Annotated in this window: 17 protein-coding genes and 1 pseudogene; 4 read left to right on the top strand and 14 right to left on the bottom strand. The window is 73.1% G+C overall.

All coding sequences use genetic code 11. The features are described 5' to 3' along the window. The 4 genes from ACWGIU_RS10960 to ACWGIU_RS10945 form a co-directional block, all read right to left on the bottom strand. Nucleotides 1–1,284 (bottom strand): sensor histidine kinase (locus ACWGIU_RS10960; RefSeq protein WP_453704484.1); only part of this gene is annotated, 1,284 nt, incomplete at its 3' end. Beyond that, nucleotides 1,272–1,973: a hypothetical protein gene (locus ACWGIU_RS10955; RefSeq protein WP_453704482.1), complete on the bottom strand. Its 702-nt coding sequence runs from the start codon at nt 1,971–1,973 to the stop codon at nt 1,272–1,274. The genes ACWGIU_RS10960 and ACWGIU_RS10955, both read right to left, overlap by 13 nt. A gap of 84 nt (nt 1,974–2,057) precedes the next feature. Continuing rightward, complete coding sequence (locus tag ACWGIU_RS10950) at nt 2,058–4,052, bottom strand: FUSC family protein (RefSeq protein WP_453704480.1); 1,995 nt, start codon at nt 4,050–4,052, stop codon at nt 2,058–2,060. 82 nt (nt 4,053–4,134) lie between these two features. Beyond that, a complete protein-coding gene (locus ACWGIU_RS10945) occupies nt 4,135–4,962 on the bottom strand; it encodes a hypothetical protein (RefSeq protein ID WP_453704478.1) in 828 nt (275 codons plus the stop codon). 92 nt (nt 4,963–5,054) lie between these two features. Between ACWGIU_RS10945 and ACWGIU_RS10940 the strand changes: the two are divergent. Further along, nucleotides 5,055–5,263: pseudogene (locus ACWGIU_RS10940) on the top strand (Rid family hydrolase); the annotation flags it as partial. A 66-nt stretch (nt 5,264–5,329) separates the two neighbouring features. Then, nucleotides 5,330–5,734 carry a hypothetical protein gene (locus tag ACWGIU_RS10935; RefSeq protein WP_453704476.1) on the top strand — a complete coding sequence of 135 codons (405 nt, stop codon included), beginning with the start codon at nt 5,330–5,332 and terminating at the stop codon, nt 5,732–5,734. A gap of 69 nt (nt 5,735–5,803) precedes the next feature. On the opposite strand, the gene ACWGIU_RS10930 is transcribed toward ACWGIU_RS10935, so the two are convergent. The 5 genes from ACWGIU_RS10930 to ACWGIU_RS10910 form a co-directional block, all read right to left on the bottom strand. Next, nucleotides 5,804–6,004, bottom strand: coding sequence for a hypothetical protein (locus tag ACWGIU_RS10930; RefSeq protein WP_453704474.1), 201 nt, complete (start codon nt 6,002–6,004; stop codon nt 5,804–5,806). A gap of 57 nt (nt 6,005–6,061) precedes the next feature. After that, entirely contained in the window at nt 6,062–6,439 is a 378-nt protein-coding gene (locus tag ACWGIU_RS10925) for a hypothetical protein (protein WP_453704472.1), read from the bottom strand. Nucleotides 6,440–6,571: 132 nt separating this feature from the next. After that, nucleotides 6,572–7,171: a hypothetical protein gene (locus ACWGIU_RS10920; protein ID WP_453704470.1), complete on the bottom strand. Its 600-nt coding sequence runs from the start codon at nt 7,169–7,171 to the stop codon at nt 6,572–6,574. A gap of 245 nt (nt 7,172–7,416) precedes the next feature. Further along, the gene (locus ACWGIU_RS10915; RefSeq protein WP_030714370.1) at nt 7,417–7,665 is read right to left on the bottom strand and encodes a hypothetical protein; all 249 of its coding nucleotides are present in this window, start codon (nt 7,663–7,665) and stop codon (nt 7,417–7,419) included. Nucleotides 7,666–7,943: 278 nt separating this feature from the next. Continuing rightward, complete coding sequence (locus tag ACWGIU_RS10910; RefSeq protein ID WP_453704468.1) at nt 7,944–8,159, bottom strand: CbtB domain-containing protein; 216 nt, start codon at nt 8,157–8,159, stop codon at nt 7,944–7,946. 189 nt (nt 8,160–8,348) lie between these two features. Here ACWGIU_RS10910 and ACWGIU_RS10905 point away from each other — a divergent pair, with 189 nt between their 5' ends. Next, nucleotides 8,349–8,825 carry a histidine phosphatase family protein gene (locus tag ACWGIU_RS10905; protein WP_453704467.1) on the top strand — a complete coding sequence of 159 codons (477 nt, stop codon included), beginning with the start codon at nt 8,349–8,351 and terminating at the stop codon, nt 8,823–8,825. 79 nt (nt 8,826–8,904) lie between these two features. Here ACWGIU_RS10905 and pucL read toward each other — a convergent pair whose 3' ends face one another. From pucL to ACWGIU_RS10885, 4 genes are all read right to left on the bottom strand, one after another. Then, nucleotides 8,905–9,822, bottom strand: coding sequence for a factor-independent urate hydroxylase (gene pucL / locus ACWGIU_RS10900; protein ID WP_453704465.1), 918 nt, complete (start codon nt 9,820–9,822; stop codon nt 8,905–8,907). Between the two features lie 282 nt (nt 9,823–10,104). Beyond that, nucleotides 10,105–11,454 (bottom strand): aminotransferase class III-fold pyridoxal phosphate-dependent enzyme, encoded by a 1,350-nt coding sequence (locus ACWGIU_RS10895; RefSeq protein ID WP_453704463.1) that lies wholly within the window; start codon nt 11,452–11,454, stop codon nt 10,105–10,107. Nucleotides 11,455–11,526: 72 nt separating this feature from the next. After that, on the bottom strand, nt 11,527–12,354 hold the full coding sequence (locus ACWGIU_RS10890) for a PaaX family transcriptional regulator C-terminal domain-containing protein (protein ID WP_453704461.1): 828 nt from the start codon (nt 12,352–12,354) through the stop codon (nt 11,527–11,529). Then, a complete protein-coding gene (locus tag ACWGIU_RS10885) occupies nt 12,351–12,968 on the bottom strand; it encodes a GNAT family N-acetyltransferase (protein ID WP_453704459.1) in 618 nt (205 codons plus the stop codon). Before ACWGIU_RS10885 ends, ACWGIU_RS10890 begins: the two co-directional genes overlap by 4 nt. A 107-nt stretch (nt 12,969–13,075) precedes the next feature. Here ACWGIU_RS10885 and ACWGIU_RS10880 point away from each other — a divergent pair, with 107 nt between their 5' ends. Then, nucleotides 13,076–14,170 carry an alpha/beta hydrolase family protein gene (locus tag ACWGIU_RS10880; RefSeq protein ID WP_453704457.1) on the top strand — a complete coding sequence of 365 codons (1,095 nt, stop codon included), beginning with the start codon at nt 13,076–13,078 and terminating at the stop codon, nt 14,168–14,170. A gap of 206 nt (nt 14,171–14,376) precedes the next feature. Here ACWGIU_RS10880 and ACWGIU_RS10875 read toward each other — a convergent pair whose 3' ends face one another. Beyond that, nucleotides 14,377–14,748 (bottom strand): hypothetical protein, encoded by a 372-nt coding sequence (locus ACWGIU_RS10875; RefSeq protein WP_351152074.1) that lies wholly within the window; start codon nt 14,746–14,748, stop codon nt 14,377–14,379. Between the last annotated feature and the right edge of the window lie 119 nt (nt 14,749–14,867).

Here is a 14,867-nt window from a genome sequence, read left to right as displayed (position 1 = left end):
CCCCTGTGGCACCCTGCCGACGGGGAGCCGGAGCGTCGTGACCGCGCCGCCGTCGGGGGCGTTGGCGAAGCCCACCACGATCTCCAGCACGGTCGCCTGCCCCATCACGATCGTGAGCCCCAGGCCGTGACCGCGCCCGCGGCCCGGGTCCCCGGTACGGAACCGCTGCGGGCCCCGCTCGATCAGCGCGGGCGGGTAGCCGGGCCCGTGGTCGCGGACCACCACCACCGGGCCGTCCACGGTCACCTCCACCGGCGGCCTGCCGTGTTTGCCGGCGTTGACCAGCAGGTTGGCCAGGATCCGGTCGAGGCGCCGCCGGTCGGTGACCACCACCGTGTCCTGAACCACCCGTACGGAAGCGGCAGGCCCGGCATCCGGGCCCACCCCGGTCCCCCCGGCGGCCGCGGCGACCGCCCGCTCCACCGCCCGGCCGAGCTCCACCCGGGCGAGGTCGGCCCGTTCGACGCCCGACTCCAGCCGGGAGATCTCCAGCAGATCCTCGGTCAGCAGGTGCAGGGCCCTCAACCGGTCGTTGATCATCTCTTTGGGCCGGCCCTCGGGCAGCAGCGCCGCCGCGGCCAGCGAACCGGTGAGCGGGGTCCGCAGCTCGTGCGCGACATCCGCCGTGAAGCGCTTCTCCGCCTCCAGCCGGCCCTGGAGCGAGCTCGCCATCGAGTCCAGCGCGTGCGCCACGTCCCGTACCTCGTCGCGGGAACCGCCCGGCCCCGGACCGTCCCCGTCGCGCGGGAAGTTCACCCGGGCGTCCAGGTCTCCGGCGGTGATCCGGCGGGCCACGGCGGCCGTGGTCGCGAGCCGCCGGCTGATCCGGTCGGCGAGGAACAGGCCGGCCAGCGCCACCAGCCCGGCCGCGAGGATCGCGGAGGCGAGGATGGCGGTGTCGACGTCCCGCAGCCGGTCGCGGGTGCTCCCGAAGGGCAGCCAGACGGCGAGGGCCTTGTCGTCCGCGGGTCCGGCCGCCCACATGACGGGCTTTCCGCCCTGTATGCCGACGATGCTGCCGGTCTGTCCGCTCGCGACGAGCTCGCGCAGTCGCCGGGGGAGGTCGGGCGGGTCGAACACGGCGTTCACATCGCCGTGCGCGGTGCCGTACTCGTAGTGCCCCAGAGCGTGGTCCAGCTCGGTGGCGGCGGCCTTGCGCACCTCCCCGACCATCTGCCGGGCGACCACGTTGTGCACCAGGATTCCCAGCGCGGCGGCGACCATGCAGCACACCATGGTGGTCGTCAGCGCGATCTTCCAGCGCAGGCTGCTCAGCGCGCGCATCGAGCCCCGTCCCCGCCGGCCGCGTTCTGCGTGAGCTCCGGGCAGTCGTCGAGGGTGAGCTGGGACAGGTTCATGATCCCGGCCTTCGGATCCCAGACGTAGTCGGAGACGGCCACGTGGGCGGGGTTCGTCGTGGGCTCGCGGACCGCCAAGTGCTCGGCGGCCACCTCGACGCCCTCCAGCACCCCGCGCCGGGACAGGATCCGGGCGATGGTCCCGTCGTCCTGGACGGTGTAGACGCGCAGCTCGCTGACCCGGCCGTCGACGTCCAGGGCGGTGATGAGCTCCTCCCGGCCGTTGCCCGTCAGGTCGTGCAGGACCGCGGGGCGCACCGGGCAGTCGGGCCCGCCGTCCACAGCCTGTGTGCAGAGCGCGAGCCGCTGGACGGCGCGCGGGTCGACGAGCCTGCCGGTCCCGCCGTCCTGCTCGGCGGCGGAGGTGATGTCGGCTCGTACGACGGACAGCGCGTCCACCCCGCGCATGCTCAGGTCCGCCACCTCGGGGAGGCCGGGGACCACGGCGGCCGTGCCCGGCTTCTGGTCGGGGGCCGGCGGGTCGGGGCGGATGTCCTTCCACAGGCTCTTCGGGGCGTGCACCGTGCCGAGGTCGCCCTCGCTCTGCAGTCCCTCCACATCGGCGCACCCCGCCAGGAGTCCGGCGAGGACCATCACGGCAGGGACGCGGCGCATGCTCCGATGCTGCCCCGTCCGCACCCGCCCGGCCCGGGAGGCGACCCATTCGGGGGACGCCGGTCCCGGGCGGGGCCGCGACGGTCAGGATTCCGGCCGGGCGATGGCCAGGGCCGCCGCGATCTCCTGGTGGACGGGGGCCAGCACGCTCGTCCCCGCGCCCTCCGGCTCGGCGTCGACCCGTACCGGGACGGTGCTGCTGCGCACCCGGTGAGCCAGATCGTGGAGCCGGCGCGCGATCGACTCGACCTCGTCGGCGGGGGGCGGGGGCGCGCCGTGGTTGACCCGGACCCGCGCGGCGGTGGTCGCGTCCACGATCCGTTCGACGGCGACCACCAGCGGCCACCAGGCGGCCGCCCGCGGCCCGGTCGGCGGCGGCTCGGTCAGGGCCCGCTGGAACTCGCTGCGTACGCCCGACAGGTCCCGGTAGATGCGCCGCCGGGCCTGGAGCCGGGCGGTCCGGGCCGCGGCCGACGCGGCTTCGTCGCCGGCCGGGGCGAAGGCCCGTTCCACGTAGCGGGCGGCGTCGTCCACGGTGTCGGCGAGCCGGTCCCCGATCCGGGTGTGCCAGCTCTCGGGCCACAGCAAATACCCGAAGACGAGAGTGATGGCGCAGCCGATCAGGCTGTCCACCAGCCGGGGCCGGATCAGGTCGAAGCCCTGGTGGTTGAGCAGGTCCGAGAGGAGCAGGATCACCGGGGTGATCGCGGCGGTCTGGAAGGCGTACCCCTTGGCGGAGAAGGCCGGGATCAGCCCGGCGAGCACCACCATCACCGGGACGTCCCACCAGCCGCGCGGTACCTCGGAGAGCACGGCGGCCGCGATGACCAGCCCGCCCGCGGTGCCGAGCGCGCGCAGTACGGCCCGGGAGAACACCGAGCCGAAGTCGGGCTTGAGGACGAAGGTGACGGTCAGCGCGACCCAGTAGGAGCGTTCGACCTCGATCACCGATACGAGGGACTGCGCGATGCCGATGCACAGCGCGAGCCGCAGCCCGTACCGCCACGAGGCCCGGGACAGCACCATGTCGCGGACCGCGCGCCGGGCCCGCACCCGCAGTGCGGCGGGCCGGCCGAGGCGATCGTCCACATTGTTCAGGTCGGGTTCGGCGATGTGCACGATCTTCGCCGCGTGGCGCAGGGCCGTGTCGACGGCCCGTTCGGCCGGGGTGTGCGCGGCGGGCAGCTCCAGTACGGGGGCTGCGGTGCGGCCCTCCTCGACGGTGTCGGCCAGTTCCCGCACGGCCGCCGGGATCTCGGGGGGCAGCGGCTTGCCGCGCAGGTGTGCGGCGGGCGCGGCCTCCACCAGCGGGATCACCACGTTGAGCTGGGCCAGCAGCCGCACCAGGGCCGGGCTGCGCCCGTGCACCCGGGCCCGGCGTCCGAGCACGAGGTCGTAGGCGTGGTTGATGGCCTGGGTGACCTGCTGTCGGCGTTCGTCGTACAGGGCGCCGGGCCCGCCGGCGGCCTCCAGGGCGTCGGCCAGGGCCCGGTAGGTGTCGGCCACTGCGGTGCGCTCCGGCTGCCGGCGGCGCAGCGGCCAGCCCAGCAGGGTGAGCGCGAGGACGAACAGCCCGCCCGCGGTCAGCAGCAGCGGGGCGGTCCACCAGGGCTCGGGCAGCGGCAGCCCGGCGCCGATCACGGCGTTGAGCAGGAGCAGCAGTCCGGACACCGAGGCGACCGTGCCGATGGAGGAGATCATCCCGGAGACGAGGGCGATGAAAGTGAGCGCTCCGACGGCCAGCCAGCCGTGCCCGTAGACCAGCGTGCCGAGCGCTACTCCGACGGCGCCGACGAGCTGGGGGACGGCGATGTTCAGGACGCGCATGCGGTAGGCGTCGGCGGTGTCGCCGAGGACTCCGGCGAGGGCGCCCATGGAGGCGAGGGCCCCGTATTCGGGCTCGTCGAGGGCGAAACCGACGGCGAGCGGGACGGACATCGCGACCGAGGCCCGGGCCACGGCGGCCCACGGGATCGGTGCGGCACTGGGCTTCAGTCCGCCCAGCAGCCAGGAGGGCGGAGCCAGCGGAAGGTGCCGGGCTCTCCGCGACGATATGTGTTCGGTGCGTTCGGTGCTCATTCCCGCTTCCGTGCCCGCCGCTCGCGATTCGGTTCTTCTGGGATCTTCTGCATGGTTCTGTGTGTGTTGGTACCTTCCGAGCTTATGGGGTGCGGCGTAGTCGGCCCGTCACCCATGCGGCAAGTGCGGTGGCGAGCCCGATCGCCAGCACCGCCCAGGCGGTGGTGCGCAGATACGCGGTGAGGGCGTCGTACACCGCCCCGGCGGCGGGCCGGTCGATGTCGGCGGGCAGATCGTCCAGGGTGAGCCGGCGGCAGACGTCCACCGCGAGCCACAGCAGTCCGGCCCCGGCCGCCAGTCCCGCTCCGGTGGCCATGACGGCGCGCCGCCGGTGGACGGCGACGGCGATGGCCGCCGCGGCCAGGAGCAGGGTCAGCACGGGGAGCCAGACGCCGGCGACCTGGAGCATGTGGAAGCCCTTCCGGAGAGCGGCGAGGTTGTCGTACTCCATGACCTTCACGGTCAGGTGGGTCACCGGGATGCGGTCGGCGAAGGGCACCTCGTCGGCGACGAGATCGCCCCTGACCTGGGCGATGACGGGCGCGAGATCGATGGTGAGGGCGTCGCCGCGGCCGGTGGTGAGGGCGTCGAGGAACGCGGCGTGGGCGGCGCGGTTGGCCGCGTCCCAGGCGGTCCGGTAGGCGGAGGTGCCGGCGAAGGAGTGCAGGGCCTCGCCGAGCAGGGTGTCCACGCCGATCTGGAAGGGCCCCGCGTCGATCTGCCCGGCCAGGGCGCGTGTGACCTGGGTGACGACGACCTCCTGCACCTTGGGGTTCTCGGCAAGGGGGGACATGGCGGCGGTGTACCGGTCGGCGTTGCCCAGCTCGCGGTCGGCCCAGTACGCGACGGCGCTCGCGGGCACCAGAAGGGCCACGAGCACGATGAGTACCGTCGACAGGATGGTGCGCACGTCACCAGGGAATGCGGGCGCGGGGCCGGGCGCGAGCGGTGTTGCTGCGGGCGGGTGGTGGGCCGTCGGCCGGCGTGGAATCCTTGGCCCCGATAACGGCCGTCGGCCTCGGTCCCTCCGACGTGGTCCGCATCGGCACCTACATCGTCGGCCACGACCAGCGGAAGCTGGAGATCCTGCTGAAGCGGCTGCACGCCACCTGGGGACCGAACTGCCCGCCCAGACCCTGATCGGCGTTGCCGCGCTCGCCCTGCCCGACATGCTCTTCGAGATCGACGCGGTGGCCGTGCGCACGCCCTGACCACTGATCCACTTGCCCGCCGGGGGCGGCGGGTGTGCCCTGGATGATGGGAGAGAGGAGCCCGTCATGGCACATGCGGCACCCACCGCCCTCGGGCGGCACCGGCAGACGGCGGACATGACGCACCTCAGCAGAGGCGCGTACGTGCGGCCACTGCTCCTCGGACTCGTCTACGGCGTCTGGGCCGCGTTCATGAAGCGCCAGATGGGCCCGGTGGACGCGGGCAACGTCTTCTACGGAATCCTGTGCGGCGTGCTCTTCGCCGGGATCATGTTCGCCCTGGCCCGGATCGGACCCCGCCTGAAGCGGGAGGTCCACGCCGCCGCCTACGGGGCCTTCGGCGGTATCGCAGTGGGCTACCTGCACAGCCTCACCGACCAGTCGATCCTCAAGTCCACCGTCGTCGGACTCGCCGTCGCCGCGGGCGTCGGAGCCATCGCGTTCTACCGCTACTACACCCACGAGGACTGAGCCGGTCGCACGGCCGGGACGGACAGGAGCGCCGGTACCCCCGGCGCTCCCGGCGCGTCCGCGGGGTCCCTACGCGGCCGAATCCGCGGGGGCGGTCCGCTGCGGTTCGCTCTCGGCCTCGACGGACTTGGCCGGGGCTGTGGCCGCGGCCGCGGCTGTGGCCGTGGTCTTCGGTGACGTGGCCGGCTCGGTCGGCCGGACCGGCGGGGAGAACCGGGTGACCTCGGCGCGGAGCATGGCGTTCAGTGCGGCGTACGGGTCGATGGGCATGGCGGAACCTCACGGGTGCTCAGGGGGTGTGGGGGCTGCGTTCGGACCTCGGTCCGCTCAGCAGCGCAGCACCACACCCAGCACCGTCCGCCGGGACAAGGCCGGTTCGGCCGCCTCCGCGGCCGGCCCGGACGCGGCGGCGGCCGGGTGTTCCACGTGAAACACCGCGGGCGGTGCCCGCCGTACGCGGGGCAGCCCGCGCGTGATCGTCCGTACGGCCGCCCGGGCCTCGGGATCGGGGGCCGGATCGGACTGGCCCTCCCCGGGCTCGGGGGATTCGACGGGGGCGCCCGGCACGGCGGGCGCGGCGGAGGCGGGGCGGAACTCGGCGGCCTCGGCGCCGGCCGGACCGGCGCCGAAGACGCACAGCAGCACGACACAGACCACGACCAGAGCCCTGGCCGGTGCCGAACGCGCCTGGTGTCTCCCGCTCATGCGAGGGGTGTGCCCCGCCACGCCGGGCGACTCCCGGGCGGACACCGAGAAGCCCCCGACCGGGGGACGAAGACACCCCCCACGGCTGACAGACCCGTGGTCCGGCGGGCAGGGCACCGGGACCCGGTGGGCTCAGCGGGTGCGGCGCTGCCCGGTCAGCCTGGCCAGGACGGCGGTCTCGCCGCCGACCAGCCGCAGTTGGGCACGGTCGGGCGGGCCCTCGTGGCCGGAGGTCCTGCCGGGTGAGATCCGTACCACGGTGAACACGGCCGTGCGGCTGTCCGCGCGGGGGATCTCGATGGTCCGGCCCCGCCTCAACTCGCCGAGGCGAAGCCCTTCCACGGTCACCACCGCGGTCCCGGCCGCACCGGGCGCCGGTCCCCCGGTGTCCCAGGCGACCTCCTCCCGGTCGCCGGTCAGCGGTACGTCCACGCCCAGGCTCGGGATCAGCAACCGCAGCGGCCGCGCGGCCCGCAGAGGGCCGGTGACCACCCGCAGCGGCCCGGGGGCGGTCCTCGGCGACCGGGCCCCCGTGCCGGGGGTGTGCTCGCCGGACTGCTCCAGCTCCCGCACCAGACGGCGGTGGCCGGACAGCCCCAACGCCCGCGACGGCAGCGCGTCATCGGTGGTCACGTCCGCAGGCCGGGCACCCTCGGTCCGTTGCAACACCGCGATCCCGGTGGACAAGAGAACCACGGTCAGCGCAGCGACGGCCCACTTGGCGCGGGGCATGGGATTCCCTCCTGTCCGGCGCGGGCGGCCGGGTCATGTGAGCAGTGGACACCTCCTCTGCCCATCGGCACCCCGTGCAACACGGTGGACTGACATCACGTCACGGGCGTGTCGTCGCCCGATCGCGGGGTTTTCGCAGTTCACCACAGGTCTACCCGCCGGATGCCCGGGGGTGGTGCCCATGCGCCCGAACGGGTGAAGGTGCGGACCTCCCCGGCCGTCTCGTCCGGACGGGAGGAGGCGTCCTAACCGCACATGACGACGGCGGCCGTGCCCGCCCCCATCAGCGCGCCGGCCAGGTGCATGGCCGGGTGGCCGTAGTCGCCGTACCAGAGGTGGCGGGCCAGGCCGCCCAGTGCGGCCAGCGCGGCGATGATCCCGATCTGGCCGAAGAGCGTGACGGCGCAGCAGGGGGCCAGGAGCAGCAGGAACGAGTTGAGCCAGAACGGGGCTGCGCCCGTCCAGCCCCGCCATTCCCTGATCGCCGTCGCCATGTACTACCGGCCCCCCTCGTACTCAACTGGTCGGCTGCACAGCCTCCTTCGGGTGCGGAGTCGGGCACAAGGGCCCGGTCGGCTAGAAAACCGGAAGCCAGGCCGAAAGTCGTCCACAGTGCCGTCCGGATCACCGGGGACGCGAGGCGCAACTTCCGGTGCCCGTTGTCGAGCCTCGGCGCGAGGCCGCCGTCCGTGGAGCAGCGCGCCCGCTGCCGGCGCACGCTCAGGGCGATTATCCGGAGGCAGAGGGCGGTCCGCGGCCGCCGGCAGGGGAATCAGTGGCAGGGGAAACCGAGCAGGTGGCGCCCGTCGTGCAGCCACTCGTGGATGGTCTCCCCTTCGAAGACCGAGGTGGCGCCCTGCTCGGCGCCGACGAAGTACAGCAGGACGAGCATGAGGATGCCGGCGAACACCGCCCAGGGGGCCAGCGCGGAGAGCGAAAGGGGGGCGATGACGGGTGAGTTCGTAGTGGGCACGGCGGAGTGGGCCATGGCAGAACCTCCAGAGGGAACACGCGTCCCGGTCAGTGGTGCTCGCTACGACGGTGGCGGGTCTGACTTCCCTCCCCCTCAAGGAGGTTTCACAGTGGCGCGACCGTGCCGGATTCTCACCGGTGCTTCCGTCGTTCCGTCGTCGGTGGATTGAACCACCTGCGACCGTACCGCGCTTAGGCTCCCCTTATGAAGACCCCGTTGGTACGAGTTCGACTGGTCAGTTTCCCTTTGGACGCAGCCGCCCGTCAGGGCCGCTTCGGTCACGCGCGGCCGTGCCCCGGTCACGAGGGGCTGCGCGGACCGGCCACGGGTGAGTGGGCCGGGCGGAGCCTGGACGAGGTGGCGGGCCGGGACCCGGCGGCCGTGCGCGCCTGGCTGTCTGATCCGTCGTACTCGCCGCCGGGCGGGGAGTCCGTGGACGCGCTGATCGCCCGCGTCGGGGCGGAGCTGGCGGGCCTGGCCGAGGGCACGCACCGGGTGGTGGTCGAGCAGGCCGTCGTGCGGGCGGCCGTGGTGCACGCCCTGGAGCTGCCCGCGGCGGCCTTCTGGCGGCTCGACGTCCGGCCGGAGTCGGTGACCACTCTCACCGGGCGGGCGGGTCGCTGGAACCTCCTGGTCGGGCAGCCGCAGGACGAGCAGACCCAAGCCGAGCCGGAGCCGTAGTAGCTGTGGCCGTAGCGGCGAAACGGTTCGGCCCGGACCCCGCGACTCGGTCCGGGCCGAACCGCCACGCACGCGTGCGTCACGCGACGATCCAGTCGGACGTCGCGATCACGGGCTGCACGCCGTCGCGGTGGATGGTGCCCTCGATCAGGCCGTACATCCGGTCCGCCGCGAAGTAGACCTCGTTGTCGTTCTTGAGGCCGAAGGGCTCCAGAACGACGAGGAAGTGGTGCTTGTTGGGGAGGTTGAGGCGCACCTCGTTGACCTTGGGGCAGTTGTCGAGCACGCGCTCGGCCATCTGGTGCAGGGTCTGCTGCAGCGAGTACGAGTACGTCTCCGCGAAGGCTTCCAGCATGTTCTTGCGGACCTTCTTGTACGCCTGGTCCCAGTCGTACCCGGCGTCGTCGGCGGCCAGCGCCGAGTGCGCCCAGCGCGCGGTGACCTTGGTCGCCAGGATGCGGTCGTACGCCTCCTGCAGGGTCGTGTACTTGTCCTTGATGTAGCCGTGGAACTCGGAGTTGGTCGAGTTCATCACGGTCAGGTCCTTCAGCCCCGAGATGACCTGCAGGCCGGTCGTCTCGCTGTAGGTGATCTGCGCGGTGCGCACCTCCTGGCCCTTGCGGACGAAGGAGTGCTGCTCCTTGCGCGTGGGGACCGGGATGCGGTCCCACACGTACTCCTCGATGCGGATCTGGGCCTCGCGGATCGGCTGCTGCGAGGAGACGAAGTGCTTGGCGAGCAGGATGCCGAAGGCCTCGGGGGAGTCGATGCCGTGCTCCTTGCCGAAGGCGTACACCGTGTTCTTGGTGGTGTCGGTCGGCAGGCAGTTGGCGTTGTCGCCGGTGAGGTGGACATCGCGGAATTCACCGCGGAGCGCGACCGAGACGTTGAGGTCGCGGATCTCGTGCCAGGAACCGTCGCCGCCCTTGCGGGTGACCTTCACGATGCGGTTCTCGGCCTTGCCGTACTGGTTCTGGGCCAGGACGTGCTTGCTCATGCTGTCTTCCTTCGGGTACTCGGGAACACGGAGTCCGGTCGTCTGGATCCCGTACGCCCGGCGTCCAGCGCCCGCCCGGATCAAGGACGTCCCGCTCCCCGCCGTTCGGCCCCTCACCGAGGGACCGCCCCGGGCCTGACGTGCATCCCGGTTCGTAGGTGCTTGGCCTGTTGTGTGTCTTACGGCCTGCACGGATTGCAGCATGCGTACAGGGGGTTGATCCCCGTACAAATCCTCCGAACACCAGCACCCACGCCTTGGGCGACCCCACAGAACCGCAGGTCAGGCGGTGTGTGCGTCCGCCACCGCGAGGGCCTCGTCGAGGATCTCCAGTCCCTTGGCCACGTCCTCGGGCGTGATGTTGCACGGCGGCGCGATGTGGATGCGGTTGCCGGCGATGAGCGGCCAGAGCCCGCCCTTCTTGCAGGCGGCGCCGAACTCGGCCATCGGGGCGTTCTCCGCACCCGAGGCGTTGTACGGGACCAGCGGCTCGCGGGTCTCCTTGCTCCGTACGAGCTCCAGGGCCCAGAAGGTGCCGAGCCCGCGGACCTCACCGACCGAGGGGTGCCGCTCGGCGAGCGCGCGCAGGCCGGGGCCGAGCAGCTCGGCGCCGGTGCGGGCGGACTGCTCGACGATGCCCTCCTCCTCCATGACGCCGATCGTCGCCACGGCGGCCGCGCAGGCCAGCACGTGCCCGGAGTACGTCAGCCCGCCCGGGTAGGGCCGGCGGGCGAAGGTCTCGGCGATGGCGGCCGAGATGGCGACCCCGCCGAGCGGGAGGTATCCGCTGGTCACGCCCTTGGCGAAGCAGATCAGGTCGGGGGTCACGTCCCAGTGCTCGGAGGCGAACCACGTACCGGTGCGCCCGAAGCCGACCATGATCTCGTCGAGGACGAAGACGATGCCGAAGCGGTCGCACAGCGCGCGCACGCCGGCCAGGTAGCCGTCCGGGTGCACGAGCACGCCCGGGGCGCCGCCGACGGTCTCCAGGATGATCGCGGCGATGGACCGCGGCCCCTCGAAGACGATGGTGTCCTCCAGGTGGCGCAGGGCCCGCTCGCACTCCTCGGCCTCGGTCGCCGCGTAGAAGGGCGAGCGGTAGGCGAAGGGCCCCCAGAAGTGCACGACGCCGGCGGTCGCGGAGTCGTTGCCGAAGCGGCGGGCGTCGCCGGTCAGGTTGATCGCGGTGGAGGTGGCGCCGTGGTACGAGCGGTACGCGGACAGCACCTTGGGCCGGCCGGTGTGCAGCCGGGCCATGCGGACGGCGTTCTCCACGGCCTCGGCGCCGGCATTGGTGAAGAAGATCTTGTCGAGGTCGCCGGGGGTGCGCTCGGCGATCAGCCGGGCCGCCTCGGAGCGAACGTCGACGGCGAAGCCGGGCGCGACGGTGCACAGCTTGGCCGCCTGCTCCTGGATGGCCGCGGTGACCTTCGGGTGCTGGTAGCCGATGTTCGTGTAGACGAGGGCGCTGGAGAAGTCGAGGAAGCGGTTGCCCTGGTAGTCCCAGAAGTACGAGCCCTCCGCGCCGGCCACGGCGAGCGGGTCGATGAGCTCCTGCGCGGACCAGGAGTGGAAGACGTGCTTCCGGTCAGCGTCTTTCACGGCGGCGAGGGCGTCGGCTTCTGCGTTCATGAAACGAGGGTAGTTGTCCATGATGTGGACGGGCCGGGGGTCGGCACGCGCCGGCCCCCGTCCGCGCCCGGTTCAGGCCAGGGCCTCGCCGTACAGCCGGAACAGCCGGGGCCCCGCGTCCGGAGCGGCGGCCCCCAACCGGGCCCAGGCCTCCGACGCCGCCGCCCGGGCCGTCGTGCCCGGCCACGGCTGTGGCAGCAACTCCGGCGGGAGCAGTGGATCGGGAAGCATCGCGGCCGAGAAGGCCGCGGCCAGTCCCACGGCGTGCGCCAGTCCGGCGGGCCGGCCCGGCTCGGCGGGCTGCTCCGCGAGCGCGCGGAGCTCCCCGTACCGCTCCGCGATCTCCGGCAGCGGCCACAGCCGTTCCGTCAGGGCCTGCGGGTCACAGGTGCCGCCCACCGCGAGGTCACGGGTGCTCAGGCAGGTCAGCGCCTCCGAGAGGCCCAGTTCCGCCGCGTGCGCCCGCACGTACGGGCCGATCGCGTTCGGCGTGACGTACAGCCCGCCCTGGACCGGCGCCGCCCCGAGCCCGGTCAGCGCGTCCCGCAGGGAGTCCCGCGCGGCCCGCGCGGATTCCGGTACGGCGAAGGCGAAGGCGTGCCAGAGCCCGTCCCACGGCTCCAGCCCCCGGTCCTGCCGGTAGGCGTGCCGGACGAACTCCACCTCCGGTACGAGCGCCGGCCCGGCCCCCGGCTCCGTCCCCGCCAGGCGCAGCACGGCCCGCCGACCGCGCCCCTCCACCGTGAACCGGCCCTCGGTCACCAGCCGTTTCACGCACAGCCGCACCTGCTGGTCGGTCATCCCGAGCAGGGCAGCGACCTCGTACAGCTCGTCGCCCGCGACCGTCCCGTCCTCCCGGACCAGCGCGTGCACCACCATCCGCGTGGGGATTGCGCTCATCGTGCGGCCACCTCCTTGTGCATCGTCGTCACGCCCCCGAACCCCAGCACGTCCCGCAGCCAGGGCGTGCGCTGCACCCGTACCGCCCGGAAACCGTGGCGTTCGTAGAGCTCCCGGGCCCGCGGGTTCTCCGCGACCACGTCCAGCCGGATCCGCCGGCACCGCTGCTCCACGGCGATCGCCTCGATCTCCCGCAGCAGCAGTCCGCCGATGCCCCGGCTCCGCTCGGCGGGGTCCACGGCGATGCCGTCCATGACGAGTTCGCCGCGGGCCGGGGTGCGCTCCAGCAGGGCCAGCAGGAGCACCCGGTACAGGCCCCGGACGGGCCCGTACGCGGCCCTGACCGCGGCCGTGTCGCCGCCGACCAGGCCGCGGCCGGCCAGCTGGTAGCCCGCCACGCCGACCACCCGGCCGCCTTCGCCGCCCTCGCCGCCGGACAGTGCCGTGACCGCCCGGTCCGCGTGCAGGTGCCCGGCGATGAACCGCCGCCCGGCCTGCGGGGGGCCGAGCGCGCGGCCCAGCTTTCCCCCGAAGGCCTGCCAGTACAGCTCGGCGACGCGCGAGGCGGCCCCTTCGGGCAGCCCGCGCCGTACCTCCACGCTCTCCGTCGTCATACGCACGAGCATAATACGCTCATGGACGGTACGATCGTTTTTGATGTGAGCGAATATATGAACGAACGAACACGTGAACGAGTGAACGAAGGGACCCGGAGCCCCAGATGACCGAGACCAGCACGGGCCGTACTCCCGGTCCGCCCCGTCGGCCCCGCGCACCCGGCAGCGCCCCCAGGGGCCGCCAGGTCCGCAGGGCCCTCCTGGCCGTCTTCCTCACGGCCCTCACCACCGCCCTGCTCCTCACCGGAGTGGTCCTGTGGCAACACGACTACGGGCTCCACGAGGAGCGCGTCACCGTGCCCGCCGCCGGACACGACCTCCCCGGCGTGCTCGCCACTCCCACCGGCAAGGGCCCCGGCCCTTTCCCGCTCGTCGTCCTCGTGCACGGTGACGGCGAGGTCGACGCCACCCACGACGGCTTCTACCGCCCCTACTGGGAGTCCTTCGCCCGGGCCGGATACGCCTCGCTCTCCCTCGACAAACCCGCCGACTGGCTCGGCCAGACCATGGACGACCGGGCCCGCGAGACCGTCGACGCCCTCACCTGGGCGGCCCGCACCCGGCCCGAGATCGACCCCGCCCGCATCGGCCTGTGGGGCGCCAGTCAGGCCGGCTGGGTCATGCCCAAGGTGGTGGCGCGGGCTCCCGCTCCCGGGGTGCGGTTCGTCATCGCGGTCGGCACCGCCGTGAACTGGGAGCGTCAGGGTGAGTACAACCTGCGGGCCGAACTGCGCGAGGCCGGGGCCGACGCCGAGCGCACGGCGGCCGCCCTGCGCAGGCGGGAGGCCACCCTGGCGCTGCTGCGGCGCGGGGCGACGTACGAGGAGTACCGGGCCGGGCCGGGCGCCGACCGGGAACTCACCCCGGAGCGCTGGACGTTCATCAGTCGCAACCACACCGCGGACGTGACCGCGGACCTGCGGGCGATGCCGCCCGTCCCGGTGCTGCTGATCTCCGGCGCCGACGACCTGAACGTGGACGGCGCCGAGACCGAGGCGCTCCACCGGAGCGTCCTCGCGCCCGGCACCCTCACGGTCCGCCGCTATCCGGGAGCCACCCACGCCCTGCTGCGCACCGAGGTCGAGCGTTCCTCGTGGCGGCTGACCTTGACGGCCGTGTTCGCCCCGCGCTCCCTCTTCCCGCCGGGCCTGCTCGCCGACCAGCAGCGCTTCCTGGAGGAGCTCGGCCGCCCGGCGTGACCCCTGCGCGTTCCCGTACGGCCAAGGCCGGCACCCATGCCGAGGCCAGGGCCGCGGACGCGCCGGTTCGGCCCGGGCCGGTGGCGTCTCGCCGTTCCGGTGCGCCGGGTCGGTAGGGCCGTTCCGTGGTCCGGGACCGGTTCGTCGGGGACGGCGCCCGCGGGTGAGGTGCGGGCGGCCGTCCTGCATCGTGCCGGGCCGGTGGGTTATTTGTCGGAGTAGCTGAAGTCCCCGACGGTCCAGGCGCTGACGTCCTTGACCGCGATCCGGTACATTCCGCCGGTCTCGGGGATGCCCAGGGTGCCCTGGAGGATGCGTGCCACGTGGAAATGAAGGTGTGAGGGTGCCCCGGCCTGCTGTCTGTCGCCGCGTCCTGGAGAGCTGAAGATCTCGGCGAACGGGGCCAGCTGGTCGGAGTCCCGCAGGACCTCGGCCACCCGCTGACGCCAGACGCTCTCGGGGGCGAGGCGGCCTGTGATGACGGCGCCGTGGACCACGACGGTCAGGGACATCTGATTGGTCTGCTCCGACTCGACCATGGTGGCGAGATCGAGGAGCAGGTCGTCAGGGATCGACATGGGCACGGACTCTAGCAAGCGCGCCCGTCCACCGGCCGGGCTTCCGGGGAGTGGCTTGTCCGGCGCGCTCCGGGACATGCGGACGGCCGAGGTCCGCACCCCAGGGTGCGAGCCTCGGC

The sequence above is a fragment of the Streptomyces sp. NPDC054840 genome (assembly GCF_053611065.1).
The sequence above is the reverse complement of the archived record's forward strand: the minus strand, read 5'-3'. Positions and strand labels throughout refer to the sequence as shown.